We start from the raw sequence: 18,476 nt of genomic DNA, 5'->3' as shown, positions 1-18,476 counted from the left end.
ACTACTTCGCGCCGGACTCGCCGTCGGTCTTCTTCGGCTCTGCGTCTGCGGCCTCGGGGGCCTCGTCGGCCGCGTCCTTCTTGCCGAGGTCGATGCGCGAGTCGTCGGACACGGGCTCGTCGGTCTCGTCGGTCTCGGTGAGGGAGGAGGCGTCGTCCGGCACCACCGGGGTCTCGTCCTCGGGCTCCGCGCCGTGCACGATGCGGTTGTACTCGTCGTCGTCCAGGACGGCGCCGATGGCGTTCTTCGCGTAAACCGCGTGGACGCCGGGGGCCACCTCAAGGAGGACCGAGTCGTCGTGGACCTCCTTGACGGTGGCGTACATGCCTCCGATGGTGCGGATGCCGGTGCCAGGCGTCATGTCGCTGCGCATCTGGGCGGCCGCCTGCTGCTTCTTCTTGGCGGACCGGGTCATCAGGAACATGGCCCCGATGAGCACGATGAACGGGAGGAGGGTCACGATATTCACGGGACGGAGTTTCCTTCGCACGACCGCGTGGTGAGGCGGCCTGATGGATGGGGGTGGGCGGCGCTGCCTATAGAGGCGGCATCGGCGGAGTCTAAGCGAGTCCGCGCCTAACGAACAACGCTCAGCATGGCACCGCAGTTCCTGACCGTGCGACTCTCCGCGCCGTCACCGTCCGTGTCACGTCCCGAACAGGTCCTGTTGGCCACTTCCCGCCGCCTGGCCCGGCGGGGTCAGGCCCAGATGCGCCCAGGCGGCGGGCGTGGCGACGCGGCCGCGGGGGGTGCGGGCGAGCAGGCCCTCGCGCACCAGGAACGGCTCGGCCACCTCCTCGACCGTCTCGCGCTCCTCCCCCACCGCCACGGCCAGCGTGGACAGGCCGACCGGGCCGCCGCCGAAGAGCTTCAGGAGGGCTTCGAGGACCGCGCGGTCGAGGCGGTCGAGGCCGCGCGAGTCGACCTCGTACACCCCGAGGGCGACGCCCGCGATCTCGCGGTTGATCACGCCGTCCGCCTTGACCTGCGCATAGTCCCGTACGCGGCGCAGCAGGCGGTTGGCGATGCGCGGGGTGCCCCGGGAGCGGCCCGCGATCTCGGCGGCGCCCGCGGTGTCGATCTCCACGTCGAGGAGGTTCGCCGAGCGGTGGATCACCCGCTCCAGCTCGGCCGGTTCGTAGAACTCCATGTGCGCGGTGAAGCCGAAGCGGTCGCGCAGCGGGGGCGGCAGGAGCCCCGCGCGCGTGGTGGCGCCGACCAGGGTGAACGGCGGCAGCTCCAGGGGGATGGCGGTGGCGCCGGGGCCCTTGCCGACGATGACGTCGACGCGGAAGTCCTCCATCGCCATGTACAGCATCTCCTCGGCGGGCCGGGACATGCGGTGGATCTCGTCGAGGAAGAGGACCTCGCCCTCCTGGAGCGAGGACAGGATCGCCGCGAGGTCGCCCGCGTGCTGGATGGCCGGGCCGCTGGTGATGCGGATCGGGGCGCCCATCTCGGCGGCGATGATCATCGACAGGGTGGTCTTGCCGAGGCCGGGGGCGCCGGAGAGCAGCACGTGGTCGGCGGTCGCGCCCCGGGCGCGGGCGGCGCGCAGGACCAGGTCGAGCTGCTCCCTGACCTTCTCCTGACCGATGAACTCACCCAGGTCCTTGGGGCGCAGGGCGGCCTCGACCGCCTGGTCCTCGCCGTCGGCGACGGCTTCCACCAGCCGCTCGGCGGCGGTGGCGGCCTCGGCGGTCGGGTCGTCCCAGTTCATGCGGTGTGCCTCGCGTAGGTCGTCGAAGGTCGTGCGGCCGTGGTCCGCGCCGGGGCGCGGAGGGCGGGGCCGGGGGCGGCGGATGGGGTCAGCGGGTGCGGTTCAGCGTCTGCAGGGCGGCCTTGAGGAGCTGGCCCACCTGCGGATTCCCCCCGGCGGCCGCGGCCTGCGGGGCGACGGCGGTGACGGCCTCGTCGGCCTCCCGGGTCGCGTACCCGAGGCCGATGAGCGCGGCGTGCAGCTGCTCGCGCCAACCCTGGGTGACGGGCGTGCCGACGGCGGGGCCGCCGGTGCCGAGGGGCTCGCCTAGGCGGTCCTTCAGCTCCAGGAGCAGCTTCTGGGCGCCCTTCTTGCCGATGCCGGGCACGGCAGTGAGCGCCTTCTCGTCCCCGGTGGAGACCGCGCGGCGCAGGTCGTCGGGGCTGTGCACGGCGAGCATGGCCTGGGCCAGACGCGGGCCGACCCCGCTGGCGGTCTGGAGCAGCTCGAAGGTCTGCCGCTCGTCGTCGTCGGCGAAGCCGTACAGCGTGAGGGAGTCCTCGCGGACCACCAAGGAGGTGGCGAGCTTGGCGGGCTTGCCGACGCGGAGCGTGGACAGCGTGTTGGGCGTGCACTGGACGGCCATGCCGATGCCGCCCACTTCGACCACGGCGGTGTCCGGGGCGAGGGCGGCGACCGGGCCGCTGACGAAGGCGATCATGCCGTACGGCCTTTCCTAGCGTGCAGGGCTTGGGCCTGCTGGAGTCTGTTCTGCGCGGGGGCGCGCCAGATGTGGCAGATGGCGAGCGCGAGGGCGTCGGCGGCGTCGGCGGGCCTGGGCGGCGCGTCGAGCCGGAGCAGCCGCGTCACCATGGCCCCGACCTGGGCCTTGTCGGCCCGGCCCGAGCCGGTCACGGCGGCCTTGACCTCGCTGGGCGTGTGCAGGGCGACCGGGATGCCGCGCCGGGAGGCGCACAGCATGGCGACGGCGCTTGCCTGGGCCGTGCCCATGACCGTACGCACGTTGTGCTGGCTGAACACGCGCTCCACGGCGAGGACTTCGGGGCTGTGCGCGTCCAGCCAGTGCTCGATGCCCTCCTCGATGGCGACGAGGCGGCTGCCGAGCTCCGCGTCGGCAGGGGTGCGGACGACGCCGACGCCGCGCATCGTCAACGGGCGGCCCGCGGCGCCCTCGACGACGCCGACACCGCACCGGGTCAGCCCCGGGTCGACCCCCAGTACCCGCACCGCAGCATCCCCCTTCTTGCGGCTGAACCGCCGCCGCTCTCGCGGACCTGGTTGATCACCGTCGTGGTCCCTCAATTGATGGTTGCGGTCCATGTCGGTGATCTTCAATTGCTTCTCAGGCTATCCGCCGCCACCGACAATGGCGGCGGGCCGGGGGGACGTGTCCCACCGGCCCGCGAAAAACCGCCCGCCAGGGCTCAGGCGTCGACCTTCTCCATGACCTCGTCGGAGACGTCGAAGTTGGCGAAGACGTTCTGCACGTCGTCGCTGTCCTCCAGCGCGTCGATCAGCTTGAAGATCTTGCGCGCGCCGTCCTCGTCCAGCTCGATCTGCATGGTCGGGACGAAGTTGGCGTCCGCCGAGTCGTAGTCGATCCCGGCCTCCTGGAGGGCGGTGCGGACCGCGACCAGGTCGGTGGCCTCGCTGAGCACCTCGAAGGACTCGCCCAGGTCGTTGACCTCTTCGGCGCCCGCGTCCAGGACGGCGCCCAGGACGTCGTCCTCGGAGAGCTCGCCCTTGGGGACGATCACGACGCCCTTGCGGTTGAACAGGTACGACACGGAGCCCGGGTCGGCCATGGAGCCGCCGTTGCGGGTCATGGCGACGCGGACCTCGGAGGCGGCGCGGTTGCGGTTGTCCGTCAGACACTCGATGAGCACCGCGACGCCGTTCGGGCCGTAGCCCTCGTACATGATCGTCTCGTAGTCGGCGCCGCCGGCCTCGAGGCCCGCGCCGCGCTTGAGCGCGGAGTCGATGTTCTTGTTGGGCACCGACTGCTTCTTGGCCTTCTGCACGGCGTCGAAGAGCGTCGGGTTGCCGTCCAGGTCGGCGCCGCCGGTGCGGGCCGCGACCTCGATGTTCTTGATCAGCTTCGCGAAGAGCTTGCCGCGCTTGGCGTCGATCACGGCCTTCTTGTGCTTCGTCGTAGCCCATTTAGAGTGGCCGGACATCTGCCTGTCTCCTTCGCGTAACCAACCTCGATAACGAACGTCAGAGATCCTACAAGGACCGCCGCCCCTGCTCGGCCCGGACCATGTCCACGAACAGTCCGTGCACCCTGTGGTCGCCCGTCAGCTCCGGGTGGAAGGACGTGGCGAGCGCGTTGCCCTGGCGTACGGCGACGATGTGACCGCCGTGCTCGGCGAGCACCTCGGTCTCGGCGCCGACCGACTCCACCCACGGGGCGCGGATGAAGACGCCCTCTACAGGGTCGCCCTCGACGCCCTTCATGTCGACCGCGCTCTCGAAGGACTCGTTCTGCCGCCCGAAGGCGTTGCGCCGCACGATCATGTCGATGCCGCCGACGGTCTCCTGGCCCGAGCGCGGGTCGAGGATCTTGTCGGCGAGCATGATCATGCCCGCGCAGGTGCCGTAGACCGGCATTCCGGCGCGCACGCGCGCGCGGAGGGGCTCCAGGAGGCCGAAGAGCACGGCCAGTTTGGAGATGGTGGTGGACTCGCCGCCGGGGATGACCAGCCCTTCGACCTCGGCGAGCTCCTCGGGGCGCCGGACCTCCCTGGCCACGGCGTCGGCCGTGGCCAGGGCGATCAAATGCTCCCGTACGTCGCCCTGGAGGGCCAGGACGCCGATCACGGGTACGTCGTGTGCCATCGGTTACCAGCCGCGGTTCGCGTAGCGCTCGGCCTCGGGCAGGGTGTCGCAGTTGATGCCGACCATGGCCTCGCCGAGGTTGCGGGAGGCGTCCGCGATGACCTTGGGGTCGTCGTAGAAGGTGGTGGCCTTCACGATGGCGGCGGCGCGCTTGGCCGGGTCGCCGGACTTGAAGATGCCGGAGCCCACGAAGACGCCCTCGGCGCCGAGCTGGCGCATCAGCGCGGCGTCAGCCGGGGTGGCGACGCCGCCGGCGGAGAACAGCACGACCGGCAGCTTGCCCAGCTCGGCGGTCTCCTTGACCAGCTCGTAGGGGGCGCGCAGCTCCTTGGCGGCGGCGTACAGCTCGTTGTTGTCGAAGCCGCGCAGCTTGGCGATCTCGTTCTTGATCTGGCGCAGGTGGCGCACGGCCTCGACGACGTTGCCGGTGCCGGCCTCGCCCTTGGAGCGGATCATGGCCGCGCCCTCGGCGATGCGGCGCAGGGCCTCGCCCAGGTTGGTGGCGCCGCACACGAAGGGCGTGGTGAAGGCGAACTTGTCGCTGTGGTTGACCTCGTCGGCCGGGGTGAGGACCTCGGACTCGTCGATGTAGTCGACGCCGAGCGACTGCAGGACCTGCGCCTCGACGAAGTGGCCGATGCGGGACTTGGCCATGACCGGGATGGAGACGGCCTCGATGATCTCTTCGATCATGTTCGGGTCGGACATCCGGGCCACGCCGCCGTCCTTGCGGATGTCGGCCGGGACCCGCTCCAGGGCCATCACGGCGACCGCGCCCGCGTCTTCGGCGATCTTCGCCTGTTCGGCGTTGACCACATCCATGATCACGCCGCCCTTGAGCTGCTCGGCCATGCCGCGCTTCACGCGGGCGGTGCCGGTGGCCGTGTTCTCGGCGGACTTGGCGTTGCTGGAGAGCGTGCTGGACACGGGTTGACCTCACTCGGTGGAGACTCGGTGGAAGGCGAGCTGCTGAGAGCCGCTGACAGCGGGCTGCGGAGCGCTGCGTGTGGCGATTCCGCCGCCTTGAGGAAACGCCTTGTGACCAGGCCACAGCAAGGGCCAATGGTGAGGTGGTGGATCGTTTTGCGGACCTCCGGTCCGCTCCTGTGACGGCGTTACGACGCTCGGTGACCACTCCCCCGCCAGGTTGTGGCCCGGTCCGCGAGGGCCACCGGGGGCTCGTCGTCCAAGTCGTGGCCCGGTCCCGCAGGGCCAGCGGCGGCTCGCCCTCTATGCCGTGGCCCGGTCCGCCAGGACCAACGGGGGCTCGCCCCTTAGGCCGTGGCCCGGTCCGCCAGGGCCACCGGAGGCTCGTCGTCCATCTCCACCGCCATCGGGAACGGCGCGTGCCCGGCCAGGCGGAACCAGCGCACCTTGCGGTGGCGGCGCAGCGCCCGGGCCGCGCGCACCGCGTCGTTGTGGAAGCGCCGCGCCATCGGCACCCGGCGCACGGCCGCGGCGAGCTCCCGCGTGGCCTCCTCGCCGCCCGGCGCCTCCCGCACCGCCTCGACCTGCTGCGCCTCTCCGAAGACCGCGCGCAACGCCTGGCTCAGCTCGCTCTCGGCGACCTCGCGCTGCTCCTCCTCGGCCTGCCGGGCCGCGTGCGCCGCCTCGTACAGGACGATCGACGCGGCCGGATCGAGCACTCCGGAGGTGGCCAGCTCCTGGGCGACCGAGGCGCGGCGCAGCAGCTGCGCGTCGAGCGCGGCGCGGGCCGCGTCGATGCGCGCGTGCAGCCGGTCGAGACGGCCCGCGGTCCAGCTCAAGTAGAGGCCGATCGCGAACAGGGCGGCCGCGATCCAGATCAAAGTGGAGGTCACAGCGGCCTAGGCTACCGCCGGGGTTCGGCGGTGCCCGAAGGGGCGCGGGGCCCTCAGTCCCTCGCCAGGCCGAACCGGGCCCGCAGGCCCGTGCGGTCGTCCGCCGCGACGGCCGCCGCGCCGTCCGTCACCGTCTCGTACACCGACAGGATGTCCGCGCCGACCGTCGACCAGTCGAAGCGGCGCACGTGCTTGCTGCCCCGCTCGCGCAGCTCCTCGCGGCGCCGGGCGTCACCGAGGAGGCGTACGGCGGCCTCCGCCAGGGAGTCCGCGTCCTCGTTGACGAACAGGTCGCCCGCCGCGCCCTGGTCGAGGACCTGCGCGAAGGCGTCGAGGTCGCTGGCGAGCACCGGGGCGCCCGCCGACATCGCCTCGACGAGGATGATGCCGAAGCTCTCCCCGCCCGTGTTCGGCGCGACGTACACGTCGACGCTGCGCAGCAGCCGCGCCTTGTCCTCGTCGCTGACCATGCCGAGGAACTCCACGCGCTCGCGCAGCGCGGCCGGGAGCGAGGCCACGGCCTCCTCCTCGTCACCGCGCCCGGCGACCAGGAGGCGCGCCTGCGGACACTCCGCGAAGATGCGGGGCAGCGCCCGCATCAGGACCGGCAGGCCCTTGCGGGGCTCGTCGATGCGGCCGATGAAGCCCATCGTCATGCCCTGCCACTCGGGCTTGGGCTCGGCGTCGGCGAAGAAGTCGACGTCCACGCCGTTGGGGATGACCACGGCGTCGCCGCCCAGGTGCTCGACCAGCGTGCGGCGGGCGTACTCGCTGACCGCGATGCGCGCGCTGATCTTCTCCAGGGCCGGCTGCAGGATCGGATACGCCGCGATCATGGCCCGCGAGCGCGGGTTGGAGGTGTGGAACGTCGCCACGATCGGACCCTGCGCCGCCCAGCAGGTCAGCAGGCCGAGCGAGGGCGAGGTGGGCTCGTGGATGTGGATGACGTCGAAGGTGCCGTCGTGCAGCCAGCGGCGCACCCGCGCGGCCGACAGGAAACCGAAGTTGAGCCGCGCCACCGAGCCGTTGTACGGAACCGGCACGGCACGGCCCGCCGACACCACGTACGGCGGCAGGGGGGTCTCGTCGTCCGCCGGGGCGAGGACCGAGACCTCGTGCCCCAGGCGGATGAGGTGCTCCGCCAGATCGCGGATGTGGAACTGGACGCCACCCGGCACGTCCCACGAGTACGGGCAGACGATGCCGACCTTCACGGCGTCCCCTCGCCCCGGGGCCCGGCCGCCTCCTGCGCGCCCTCCGACGACGGCGTGCCTTGCGGCGACGGCGTGCCCTGCGACGACTGCGCGCCCCGTGCCGACGGCGCGCGCCCCGCCGCGGTCGGCGCCTTCGCCGGATCCAGGTCTGCGAGCCACAGACGCTGCAGCATGTGCCAGTCCTGCGGGTGCTCGGCGATGCCCGTGGCGAAGGCGTCGGCGAGGGCCTGGGTCATGGCGGCCGTCTTCTCCGCGCGGGTGCCCGTAGCGGGGACCTCGACGGGCGGGTGGACCCGGCCGCGCATCACCGGCGACGCGTCGTACCAGAGCGTCACCGGCAGGAGCAGCGCGCCCGTCTGCTGGGCGAGCGCGGCGGGCCCCGCGGGCATCCGCGCGCTCTCGCCGAAGAACGTGACCTCGACGCCGGACGCCGACAGGTCCCGGTCGGCGACGAGGCAGACGAGCCCGCCCGCGCGCAGCCGCCGGGCGAGCGTGCCGAAGGCCGAGCCGCCGGTGTGTGGCAGGACCTCCATGCCCAGACCGCTGCGGTAGGCCACGAAGCGGTCGTACAGGGACTCGGGCTTCTGCCGCTCCTGCACGGTCGTGAACGGCGTCTTCAGCTTCGTGGTGACCCAGGCGCCCGCCAGGTCCCAGTTGCCCAGGTGCGGCAACGCGAGGATGACGCCCCTGCCGCTGTCCAGGCCGTCGGTCAGGTGGTGCAGGTCCTGGGGCGCGAAGCCGTTCTTGATGCGGTCCTCGCTCCAGGCCGGAAGCCGGAAGGACTCCATCCAGTAGCGCATGTACGACCGCATGCCCGCCTTGGACAGCTCCGCGAGGCGCTGCGGCGTCGCGTCGGGCACCACGCGCGCGTAGTTGGCCTCCAGGCGCAGCACGCCCTTGCCGCGCCGCTTCCACGCGAGGTCCGCGATGCGGCGCCCCAGGCCCACGGCGGCGGGCTCGGGAAGCTTCTTGACCGTGCTCCAGGCCACCCCGTACAGCGCGTCCGTCAGCTTCTCCGCGGCGCGGCTCATGAAGCGGTCCCGCTCCGCTGGGCGCCGTCCCGCGCGGCCTCGGCGTCCGCCTCGGCGGACTCGCGGCGCACGGTCACCACGCGCTGCACGAGCGTGACGAGGCTGCCGACGGCCACGATCCACAGGGCCACGGGCAGCAGCACGTCGATGCCCGGCACCCCGAACTTGTGCAGTCCGGCGAAGCCCGCGGCGACCAGCGAGATCACCAGGCGCTCGGCGCGCTCCACCAGGCCGTTGACCGCCACGGGGAGGCCGATCGCCTCGCCGCGCGCCTTCGTGTACGACACCACCTGGCCACTGGCCAGGCAGAAGATCGAGACCGCGCACAGGATGTTGTCGTCACCCGAGCCCGCGTACCAGAGCGCGAAGCCGCCGAAGATCGCGCCGTCGGCGACCCGGTCGAGCGTGGAGTCGAGGAACGCGCCCCAGCGGCTGGAGCGGCCGAGCTGACGCGCCATGTTGCCGTCGACCAGGTCGGAGAAGACGAACAGCGTGATGACGATCGTGCCCCAGAAGAACTCCCCGCGGGGGTAGAAGACCAGCGCTCCCGCCATCACTCCGGCCGTACCGATGAGCGTGACCGTGTCGGGGCTGACCCCGCGACGGATGAGAAACGCGGCGAACGGCGTGAGGACACGCGTGAAAAACGCACGCGCGTACTTGTTCAGCATGGCCTTCCCGAGGGTCGGTGCGCACGGCGGCCCCGTTGGCCACCGGCCGACCCATCGTAGTCACGCCCCGGACACGGCGGCTCGCCCCCTCACGATCGCGTACGACGTATGGACGCACAGTGACGCAAGTGGAAAGCTCGAAAGCACCGCGGGCGTCGTCGGAGCCGCCCCCGCACGCGGTTCCCGCGTGTCCGCGCTGAAGCCAGCATCCCCGAGGGGGCTGTGCCTCCTCACCACGCACGTAACCGGGAGGCCAAGGCATGGGCGACAAGGCGAACGCACACCCCGGAGCCGCCGGCAGGGCAGCGACGGCCGACCATCCCGCGTCCGTACGGAATGTGGTGCTGGTCGGCCACAGCGGATCGGGCAAGACGACCCTGGTGGAGGCCCTCGCGCTGACCGCGGGGGCGGTGAACCGGGCAGGCCGCGTGGAGGACGGCACGGCGGTCTCCGACTACGACGAGATCGAGCACCGGCAGCAGCGCTCGGTCCAGCTGTCCCTCGTCCCCGTCGAATGGGGCGGCTACAAGATCAACATCCTGGATACTCCCGGCTACGCCGACTTCGTCGGAGAGCTGAGGGCCGGTCTGCGGGCGGCGGACGCGGCCCTCTTCGTCGTCTCGGCGGCCGAGGGCGCCGAGGGCATCACCGGAGCCACCCGCATGGTCTGGGAGGAGTGCGCCGCCGTCGGCATGCCCCGGGCCATCGTCGTCACCCACCTGGAATCCGCCCGCGCGGACTTCACCCAGATGACCCGCACCTGCGCGGAGGCCTTCGGCGCCGACGACCCCGACGCGGTCCTGCCGCTCTACCTGCCGCTGCACGGCGAGACGGGACCCGACGGCCACGCCCCCGTCACCGGACTCATCGGACTGCTGTCCCAGCGCGTGTACGACTACGCGTCGGGCGAACGCAAGGAGTCCGAGCCGGGCGCCGACCAGCTGCCCGCCATCGAGGAGGCGCGCAACAAGCTCATCGAGGGCATCATCTCCGAGAGCGAGGACGAGTCCCTGATGGACCGCTACCTCAGCGGCGAGGAGATCGACTTCAAGACGCTCGTGGACGACCTGGAGCGGGCCGTCGCCCGCGGCATCTTCCACCCGGTGCTCGCCGCCGCCCCGGCCGCCGAGGGCGCCCGCCAGGGCATCGGCACCGTCGAGCTCCTGGAACTGATCACCGGCGGCTTCCCGACCCCCCTGGAGCACCCCGCGCCCACCGTCACCACCCCCGACGGCAAACCCAGGCCCGCCCTCACCTGCGACCCCGAAGGCCCCCTGGTCGCCGAGGTCGTCAAGACGGCGTCCGACCCCTACGTCGGCCGGATCTCGCTGGTCCGCGTCTTCTCCGGCACCCTCAGGCCCGACGAGACCGTGCACGTCTCCGGGCACGGCCTCGCCGACCGCGGCCACGAGGACCACGACGTCGACGAGCGCGTCGGCGCCCTCTCCGCCCCCTTCGGCAAACAGCAGCGCACCCTCTCCCAGGCCATCGCGGGCGACCTCGCCTGCGTCGCCAAGCTCAACCGCGCGGAGACCGGCGACACCCTCTCCGCCAAGGAGACCCCGCTCCTCATGGAGCCCTGGGACATGCCCGACCCGCTCCTGCCGCTCGCCATCCAGGCCCACAGCAAGGCCGACGAGGACAAGCTCTCCCAAGGCCTGTCCCGCCTCGTCGCCGAGGACCCCACCATGCGGCTCGAACAGAACCAGGACACCCACCAGGTCGTCCTGTGGTGCCTCGGCGAGGCCCACGCCGACGTGGCCCTGGAACGGCTGCGCAGCCGCTACGGCGTCCAGGTCGACGTCATCCCGCACAAGGTCTCCCTGCGCGAGACCTTCGCGGGCAAGTCCGCCGGACGCGGCCGCCACGTCAAACAGTCCGGCGGCCACGGCCAGTACGCCATCTGCGAGATCGAGGTCGAGCCGCTGCCCGGCGGCAGCGGCATCGAGTTCGTCGACAAGGTCGTCGGCGGGGCCGTGCCCCGGCAGTTCATCCCGTCCGTGGAGAAGGGAGTCCGCGCCCAGGCCGCCAAGGGCGTCGCCGCGGGCTACGCCCTCATCGACGTACGCGTCACGCTCCTCGACGGCAAGGCCCACTCCGTGGACTCCTCCGACGCCGCCTTCCAGACCGCCGGCGCCCTCGCCCTGCGCGAAGCCGCCGCCGGCACCACCATCCACCTCCTCGAACCGGTCGCCGACGTCCAGGTCCTCATCTCCGACGAGTACGTGGGCGCCGTCATGAGCGACCTGTCCGGGCGCCGCGGCCGCGTCGTCGGCACCGAACAGGCACCCGGCGGACGCACCCTCGTCCGCGCGGAGGTGCCCGAGATCGAGATCGGCCGCTACGCCGTCGACCTCAGGTCCCTGTCCCAGGGCACGGCCCGCTTCAGCCGCAGCTACGCCCGGCACGAACCGATGCCCCCGCAGCTGTCCCAGCGGATCCGCGAACAGGCCCAGGACACCGCCTAGTTGAGCCCCACTGGCCGAATGCCGCCCGCTCCGCCTCCTCCTCGCGGGCGGCATTCGACCGACCCCTGACGGATGTCGGCACGCCCCGATACGCTGATGACCTGATCAACAGCCGTACCGGCCAGGTCAACAGGTGTGCCGGGCCGTGCAGTCGGGAAACAACGCAAACGGGAAGGGCCGCGGCGGTCAGCGGCGCGGCGATGGGGGCGGCAGGTGGCGGACGACGCATTCGACTTCAGGCCAGGGGCCCAGGTACCGCTCTCCGGCGCCGCCGGACAGACCGCGGCCACCCACGCCCTGGCCTCCGCGGCATACCGCGACGGCGAGGTCGACGAGATCCTCAAGGCCAACAGCGACTGGCACAAGTCCGTGGTGAAACCGGGCCTGTGGTCCCTGTTCAAGCCGAGCCTCGGCGAAGCCTTCGCCAGAACCGTCCAGGTGCGGATGCTCGGCGGCGCCCGCAGCCCCCTCATCCAGGCCTTCGGCATCGACCCCCAGTCGGTCGTCGAGCACTGCCTGGCCGCCACCGGCATCCGCCGCCACCGCGACAGCTGGCTCACCCTCGTCATGGTCGTGTGCGGCCTGCTCTTCCTGCCCGGCCTGCTCGCCTGGCTGCTCGTCTTCACCGCCCGCCGCTGGATCACCAAGCAGAAGGACAAGCGCACCCAGGCGATCGCCACCGCCCTCCTCGTCGCCATCGGCGTCGTCGTGGTCATCCTCCTCGTCAAACTGCCCTTCGGGGGCCCCCTGGCCTGGTATCTGCGCCTGTGCCCCGTCGTCCCCGTGATCGGCTGGTTCTGGGCCAAGCACATAGCCGAAGGCACCGCCAAGGACCTGCGCGAGCGGTGGAGCGCGCTCCTGTCCGGCGGCGGCATCGGCGCGAAGATCCCCGAAGCCGTCCCCGGCAGCCCCGGCGACGCCTCCGCCGAGCGCCTGCGCCAGGGCCTCGCCCGCCTCTCCGCCGAGCAGCAGAGCAACTCCGTCTTCTACGCGGGCCCCAAGGGAATACTGGGCATGGGCACCCGCTGGGGCAGCTGGCAGCTCGCCGAGGAGCTCGTCCCCCGCGAGGAAGGCAAGGAGATCAACCCCTTCCGCAGCTGGGACGTCGTACGGGCGGTGCACGACCAGCTCCGCATGCTCGAGCGCGGCCCGCTGCACACCGGCGGCTTCACCACCCCGTCGATAAGGCACTGGATCGTCACCCCCGTCGGGGAGAACGCGGGCTCGGTCTCCCGCCCCTCCGGCACGGACGTCGAGGCCTTCCAGATCAAGGGCCACGAAATACAGCGCATCTGCAACGAGCAGCAGTTCGGCAGCGGCGACCGCCACTATCTGGGCGTGCAGTTCACCCTCTGGGACGGCCAGCTCGTCATCACCATGCTGATCACGGTGACCGTGCTGCACGAGACCCTGCGCATCGAAGTCACCGGCCACGCCCTCGGCCCGGTGCACTCGCTGTTCACCAGCAAGCCCTCGCCCAAGACCAAGACGGTCAGCAAGACCATCAGGTTCTGGGAGACCACCACGCGCAGCCTCCCGCTCGTCGACGCCCAGGAAGTGGTGCGCCTCGCCGTCCGCGCCCCCTTCACGTGGTACCCGCCGATCCTGGACTACCTCGGCGGCAAGCTCGTCCTGCCCGAGCCCTTCGGCCTGCGCCACGCCTGGGCGGACAAGCCCTGGCGGCACCGCTTCATGGCCGACGACGCGCTGCGCGCCGCCACGCCGGTCCTGCGCGTCGTCCACACGGCCGCCATCAAGGTCCTGGAGGAGAACGGCGTGAACACCGACCGCTTCAGCGGCCGCGCCACCTTCCTCAGCGGCGCGATCCAGGACCCCATGCCGCGCCAGGCGGACGTGTACGGCGCGTAAGCGCTTCGCTGGAATCGCCACGATGGGCCGTCGGTTGCCTGCCGGTCCATCGTGGCTGGTCGCGCCCACGCGGCGGAGCCGCATGTCGATACCGCCCCGCGCCCCTTCGGGGCGCTGCCCTACACCGCGGGCCACGCCTTCGCGAGCATCGCGCGGGTGTCCGCGAGCAGCTGCGGCAGCACCTTGGTGTGCCCCACGACGGGCATGAAGTTCGTGTCCCCGCCCCAGCGCGGCACGATGTGCTGGTGCAGGTGCGCGGCGATCCCCGCACCCGCGACCGTGCCCTGGTTCATGCCCAGGTTGAAGCCGTGCGCGCCGGACGCCGTGCGCAGCGCCGTCATCGCCTGCTTGGTCAGCTCGGCCAGCTCCAGGGTCTCCGGACCCGTCAGCTCCGTGTAGTCCGCGACGTGCCGGTACGGCACCGTCATCAAGTGCCCGCCGTTGTACGGATAGAGGTTGAGCACCGCGTACACGTGCTCGCCCCGCTTGAGGACGAGACCGTCCTCGTCCGACTTGGCCGGGATGGAGCAGAACGGGCAGCCGTCGTCGGCCCCCGAACCGGTCGGCTTGTTCTCGCCTTGGATGTACGCCATCCGGTGGGGCGTCCACAGGCGCTGGAACGCGTCCTGCGTCCCCACTCCGATCTGCTGCTCCGGCTCACTCGTCATGGTGGTCAGCATATTCGCCGCCGGGAGTACGCCGAGGGGCGGCCCCGAACGGGACCGCCCCTCGGCGTCGGCCTGTGCCGCGGCCGTGCGTCAGATCTGGGTGCGCTCCTCGACGACCTTCAGGATCTTGGCGATGGCCTCGTCGGCCGGGATGCCGTTCTCCTGCGAGCCGTCGCGGTACCGGAAGGACACCGCGCCCGCGTTCATGTCGTCGTCGCCGACGATCACCATGAACGGCACCTTGGACTTCTGTGCGTTCCTGATCTTCTTCTGCATCCGGTCCGACGAGGCGTCCACCTCGACCCGCAGCCCGTGCTTCTTCGCCTTCTCCGCGAACTCCTGGAGGTACGGCACGTGCGCGTCACCGACCGGGATCCCCACGGCCTGCACCGGCGCGAGCCACGCCGGGAACGCGCCCGCGTAGTGCTCGAGGAGCACGCCGAAGAACCGCTCGATCGAGCCGAACAGCGCACGGTGCAGCATGACCGGCTGCTGCTTGGTGCCGTCCGCCGCGGTGTACTCCAGGCCGAAGCGCTTCGGCTGGTTGAAGTCCACCTGGAGGGTCGACATCTGCCAGGACCGGCCGATCGCGTCCTTCGCCTGGACGGAGATCTTCGGCCCGTAGTACGCGGCCCCGCCCGGGTCCGGGACCAGCGGCAGGCCCTGCTTCTCGGCGGCCTGGCGCAGCGCCTCGGTGGCCTCGGCCCAGTCCTCGTCCGAGCCGATGAACTTGTCGGAGCCGTCGCGGGTGGACAGCTCCAGCTCGAACTCGTTCAGACCGTAGTCGCGCAGCAGGTCCAGGACGAAGGTGAGGAGCTTGTCGAGCTCCTCCGCCATCTGCTCCTTGGTGCAGTAGATGTGCGAGTCGTCCTGGGTGAAGCCGCGCGAGCGGGTCAGGCCGTGCACGACGCCCGACTTCTCGTAGCGGTAGACCGTCCCGAACTCGAAGAGCCGCAGGGGCAGCTCGCGGTAGGAGCGGCCGCGCGACTTGAAGATCAGGTTGTGCATCGGGCAGTTCATCGCCTTGAGGCGGTAGTTCTGCTCGTCGAACTCGATCGCCGGGAACATGCCGTCCGCGTAGTGCGGCAGGTGCCCCGAGGTCTCGAAGAGCTTCTCCTTCGAGATGTGCGGGGTGTTCACGAACTCGTAGCCGGAGTCCTCGTGCCGCTTGCGGGAGTAGTCCTCCATCACCTTGCGGATCACGCCGCCCTTGGGGTGGAAGACCGCGAGGCCCGGGCCCAGCTCCTCGGGGAAGGAGAACAGGTCCAGCTCGGCGCCGAGCTTGCGGTGGTCCCGCTTCTCGGCCTCGGCGAGGAACTCCAGGTGCGCCTTCAGCTCGTCCTTGGACGGCCAGGCGGTGCCGTAGATGCGCTGGAGCTGCGGGTTCTTCTCACTGCCGCGCCAGTAGGCAGCGGCGGAGCGCATCAGCTTGAACGCCGGGATCACTCGGGTCGTGGCCAGGTGCGGGCCGCGGCAGAGGTCCTTCCAGCACAGCTCGCCGGTCTTGGCGTCCAGGTTGTCGTAGATGGTCAGCTCGCCCGCGCCCACCTCGGCGTCGGCGCCGTCGGCGGCCTGCGCGGCGTTGCCCTTGAGGCCGATGAGCTCCAGCTTGTACGGCTCGTCGGCGAGCTCGACGCGGGCGTCGTCGTCGGTGGTGACGCGACGGGAGAACTTCTGGCCCCGCTTCTGGATCTCCTGCATCTTCTTCTCGATGCGCTTGAGGTCCTCGGGGGTGAAGGGCTCCTTGACGTCGAAGTCGTAGTAGAAGCCGTCCCGGATGGGCGGGCCGATGCCGAGCTTGGCGTCGGGGAAGAGCTCCTGCACGGCCTGGGCCATGACGTGCGCGGTGGAGTGGCGCAGGATGTTCAGGCCGTCCTCGGAGGAGATCTCGACGGGCTCGACCTCCTCGCCGTCCTTGATCTCGTACGCGAGGTCCTTCAGCTCGCCGCCGACGCGGGCGGCCACGATGGTGCGCTCGCCCGCGAAGAGCTCGGCGGCCGTGGTGCCCGTGGTCACCACGCGCTCTTCCCGCTCGGAATCGCGTTGGATGATCACACGGACGTCTGACACCGGTCTCTCCTGTCTGAGGGGGCTGCGGCAGGTCCTCGCCTGCACGCGCAACGAATCGTACCGAGCCCCGGGGGCCCACCGCGAAACGGTTGGCCGCGGGCGGGGGCCCGCTCCCCGCCCTCAGTCGGTGCTGCACGCCTCCTCGAAGAAGTCGAGGTTCTCCTGGAGCGACTTCAGCAGCCGGTCCCGCTCGGCGTCGTCGACCTGCACCGGCACCACCTGCGTGGCCCCGGTGAGCCTGCGGAAGCCGCCGCGGCTCTCCAGACGGCCGTGCACCCGGATCGGCAGCCCGACCAGATGGGCGTGGCCCGCGACGCGGTACGACTCCTCGTCGAGGGACATCCGCACGTGCGGGACCTCGGCGCCCGCGAGCACCCGTACCCGCACCGTGCCCGTGCCGCGCGGCCCCGAGCGCCGCATGCGCACCACGGTGCCGGTGATCCGCACCGGCACCGAGGGCTCGTCGCGCAGATAGCGGGCCCCGGCCTCGCGCAGGACGGCCAGGTCGCCCGGGGAGAACTCGACGGGTTCGGTGGTGGCCGCGCAGCCCTCGGGCACACCTGCCGCGGGCGACCACTCGACGTGGACGCGGGCGCCCTCGGTGCCGCGCACCAGGGAGACGATGGCCTCGACCAGCTCGTGGCTGACCCCTGCCTCGACGGCGGTGTCGAAGGCGTCCATGCCGCCGGTGGCCCGCTGGTAGTCGACGGCCTCGCGGGCCGCGTACAGCGCCTGGTGCAGCCGTACGGCCAGTGGCCGGGCCGCGGAGACCGGCACGAAGGCGGTGAGGCGGCGCCCGCCCGGCGCGGGCCCCACGAGGATGTTCTCCAGGGACGCGGCGGCGGGGCGGCGGTGCCGGGCGCCGTAGTACCCGGCGCGCTCGCGCGCGGCGAGGGCACCGGCCAGGAGCATCTGCCGGGCGGCGGCGCGCAGCTGCTCCTCGACGGTCCAGGAGGCGGCGCCCGCGGGGCCGCCGGGGACGTCGCGCCACCAGCGGATCTCGTCGCTGGGCACGGCGAGCGACACGAGCACGTCACGGGCCGAGGGCGAGGAGCTGCGGGTGAGGGCGGTGAGGGCCTCGCCGATGAGGTCGTCGCTGTCGGGGAAGGCGCGGTTCTCGGGGACGAGGAGGCTGGTGCCGCGGGCGGCGGGGCCCGGCGGGGTCCAGCGGGAGTAGCGTCCGGCGGCACCGCCGCGGCGCCGCCAGCCGTGCCGGTGGAGGAGGGCGACGAGCACGGCGGGGTCGACGTGGCCGGGGTCGGGCGGCTCGGACCAGACGTCGGGCGCGGCGGGTGCGGCGGGTCCGTCGGCGGAGTGGGGCCGTACGCCGCGGAGTGCGCGTGCGGCGTGCGCAGTGGCCGGGCCGTCGTCGCGTACGGAGGCTGGGTCGTCGATCGGGCGGTGCATCAGGGTCTCCCTCCCGTGCCGACGCGCGTCATGATCTCGCAGAGTGCGCGGTCGTCGAAGATCCGTGCGGTGGGAACGCGGACGGTGGTCCTCCGTCTGCCGGTCACGGGGTGTCCGGCGAGGTTGGTCCAGTAGCAGCAGTGCCGCAGGTCGAGGCGGTCGTGGCCGGCGCGCAGCCAGTCGTCCTGGGACCGGGGCACGAGCATGACGACCAGGATCTTGTGCACCGACACCGGGGTGCGGGCGAGCTTCTCCAGGTGGGCGTTGTCCAGGGTGAAGGAGAAGGCGGGGCCCTTGGGGCGGGGCGGGATCTGGTAGGTGCACTTGAGCTGCACCTTGATGGTGACCTCGTCGTCGACGGTGTGGCCGGGGGCGCTGTGGCTGACGTGCCAGTCGATGCCGTTGTCCGGAAAGGGCTGGGAGAGCGAGCAGCCGGCCGCTGCCGCGACCGCGTGCAGATAGCCCACCTGAAGGGTCTCCATGCAGGCGGTGGTGGCGAGTGTGCCGCGCGGCGGTGCGATCCGCTCGGGCAGCAGCCCGCCCTGTTCGGGCTGCGCGAGCGCCATGTCCTGAAAGCCTTCCGAACCGGTGGAGTGCGCGCTTGAGCCGTCAACCACCCGGCTCCGTACCTGTGTTGTCTCCTGAGCGGGTTCGGCGCAAACGGCCCGGGTATCACCTGCGTGAGGCAGGAGCGGAGGTC

Annotated in this window: 17 protein-coding genes; 2 read left to right on the top strand and 15 right to left on the bottom strand. The window is 71.7% G+C overall.

Annotated elements, in window-relative coordinates; translation table 11 throughout:
* Position 1: 1 nt before the first annotated feature.
* The 11 genes from yajC to pgsA form a co-directional block, all read right to left on the bottom strand.
* Positions 2–469, bottom strand: a complete 468-nt coding sequence (gene yajC / locus AC5WAM_RS33900) for a preprotein translocase subunit YajC (protein ID WP_138958589.1) — start codon at positions 467–469, stop codon at positions 2–4.
* Between the two features lie 177 nt (positions 470–646).
* Entirely contained in the window at positions 647–1,720 is a 1,074-nt protein-coding gene (gene ruvB / locus AC5WAM_RS33895) for a Holliday junction branch migration DNA helicase RuvB (RefSeq protein WP_366789777.1), read from the bottom strand.
* A gap of 88 nt (positions 1,721–1,808) precedes the next feature.
* On the bottom strand, positions 1,809–2,420 hold the full coding sequence (gene ruvA, locus AC5WAM_RS33890) for a Holliday junction branch migration protein RuvA (protein ID WP_138958591.1): 612 nt from the start codon (positions 2,418–2,420) through the stop codon (positions 1,809–1,811).
* A complete protein-coding gene (gene ruvC, locus AC5WAM_RS33885) occupies positions 2,417–2,947 on the bottom strand; it encodes a crossover junction endodeoxyribonuclease RuvC (RefSeq protein WP_138958592.1) in 531 nt (176 codons plus the stop codon). Before ruvC ends, ruvA begins: the two co-directional genes overlap by 4 nt.
* Before the next feature lie 197 nt (positions 2,948–3,144).
* Entirely contained in the window at positions 3,145–3,897 is a 753-nt protein-coding gene (locus AC5WAM_RS33880; protein ID WP_030681062.1) for a YebC/PmpR family DNA-binding transcriptional regulator, read from the bottom strand.
* A gap of 49 nt (positions 3,898–3,946) precedes the next feature.
* A complete protein-coding gene (pdxT, locus tag AC5WAM_RS33875) occupies positions 3,947–4,558 on the bottom strand; it encodes a pyridoxal 5'-phosphate synthase glutaminase subunit PdxT (RefSeq protein WP_366789776.1) in 612 nt (203 codons plus the stop codon).
* Positions 4,559–4,561: 3 nt separating this feature from the next.
* Complete coding sequence (pdxS, locus tag AC5WAM_RS33870; protein WP_495519849.1) at positions 4,562–5,485, bottom strand: pyridoxal 5'-phosphate synthase lyase subunit PdxS; 924 nt, start codon at positions 5,483–5,485, stop codon at positions 4,562–4,564.
* Positions 5,486–5,832: 347 nt separating this feature from the next.
* The gene (locus AC5WAM_RS33865) at positions 5,833–6,378 is read right to left on the bottom strand and encodes a LemA family protein (protein ID WP_138958595.1); all 546 of its coding nucleotides are present in this window, start codon (positions 6,376–6,378) and stop codon (positions 5,833–5,835) included.
* Between the two features lie 53 nt (positions 6,379–6,431).
* Positions 6,432–7,592, bottom strand: coding sequence for a glycosyltransferase family 4 protein (locus AC5WAM_RS33860; RefSeq protein WP_366789774.1), 1,161 nt, complete (start codon positions 7,590–7,592; stop codon positions 6,432–6,434).
* A complete protein-coding gene (locus AC5WAM_RS33855; RefSeq protein WP_495519848.1) occupies positions 7,589–8,623 on the bottom strand; it encodes a phosphatidylinositol mannoside acyltransferase in 1,035 nt (344 codons plus the stop codon). The genes AC5WAM_RS33860 and AC5WAM_RS33855 overlap by 4 nt, the downstream gene beginning before the upstream one ends.
* Positions 8,620–9,294, bottom strand: coding sequence for a phosphatidylinositol phosphate synthase (gene pgsA / locus AC5WAM_RS33850; RefSeq protein ID WP_138958598.1), 675 nt, complete (start codon positions 9,292–9,294; stop codon positions 8,620–8,622). Before pgsA ends, AC5WAM_RS33855 begins: the two co-directional genes overlap by 4 nt.
* A 260-nt stretch (positions 9,295–9,554) precedes the next feature.
* Between pgsA and AC5WAM_RS33845 the strand changes: the two genes are divergently transcribed.
* Both AC5WAM_RS33845 and AC5WAM_RS33840 read left to right on the top strand, forming a co-directional pair.
* Positions 9,555–11,762, top strand: a complete 2,208-nt coding sequence (locus tag AC5WAM_RS33845) for an elongation factor G-like protein EF-G2 (RefSeq protein WP_495519847.1) — start codon at positions 9,555–9,557, stop codon at positions 11,760–11,762.
* A 213-nt stretch (positions 11,763–11,975) separates the two neighbouring features.
* Positions 11,976–13,631 (top strand): AbeC-like domain-containing protein, encoded by a 1,656-nt coding sequence (locus AC5WAM_RS33840; RefSeq protein WP_495519846.1) that lies wholly within the window; start codon positions 11,976–11,978, stop codon positions 13,629–13,631.
* 119 nt (positions 13,632–13,750) lie between these two features.
* On the opposite strand, the gene AC5WAM_RS33835 is transcribed toward AC5WAM_RS33840, so the two are convergent.
* From AC5WAM_RS33835 to AC5WAM_RS33820, 4 genes are all read right to left on the bottom strand, one after another.
* Entirely contained in the window at positions 13,751–14,311 is a 561-nt protein-coding gene (locus AC5WAM_RS33835; protein ID WP_172387611.1) for an HIT family protein, read from the bottom strand.
* A 78-nt stretch (positions 14,312–14,389) separates the two neighbouring features.
* Positions 14,390–16,369, bottom strand: coding sequence for a threonine--tRNA ligase (gene thrS, locus AC5WAM_RS33830; RefSeq protein ID WP_495519845.1), 1,980 nt, complete (start codon positions 16,367–16,369; stop codon positions 14,390–14,392).
* A 120-nt stretch (positions 16,370–16,489) separates the two neighbouring features.
* Positions 16,490–17,779 carry a hypothetical protein gene (locus AC5WAM_RS33825; RefSeq protein WP_495523698.1) on the bottom strand — a complete coding sequence of 430 codons (1,290 nt, stop codon included), beginning with the start codon at positions 17,777–17,779 and terminating at the stop codon, positions 16,490–16,492.
* Positions 17,776–18,342: a DUF4365 domain-containing protein gene (locus AC5WAM_RS33820; RefSeq protein WP_150510023.1), complete on the bottom strand. Its 567-nt coding sequence runs from the start codon at positions 18,340–18,342 to the stop codon at positions 17,776–17,778. Before AC5WAM_RS33820 ends, AC5WAM_RS33825 begins: the two co-directional genes overlap by 4 nt.
* Positions 18,343–18,476: the final 134 nt, after the last annotated feature.

Source organism: Streptomyces sp. JLYT201 (genome assembly GCF_059448825.1).
Note: the sequence above shows the minus strand (reverse complement) of the source record. Positions and strands in the feature narration are given on the sequence as shown.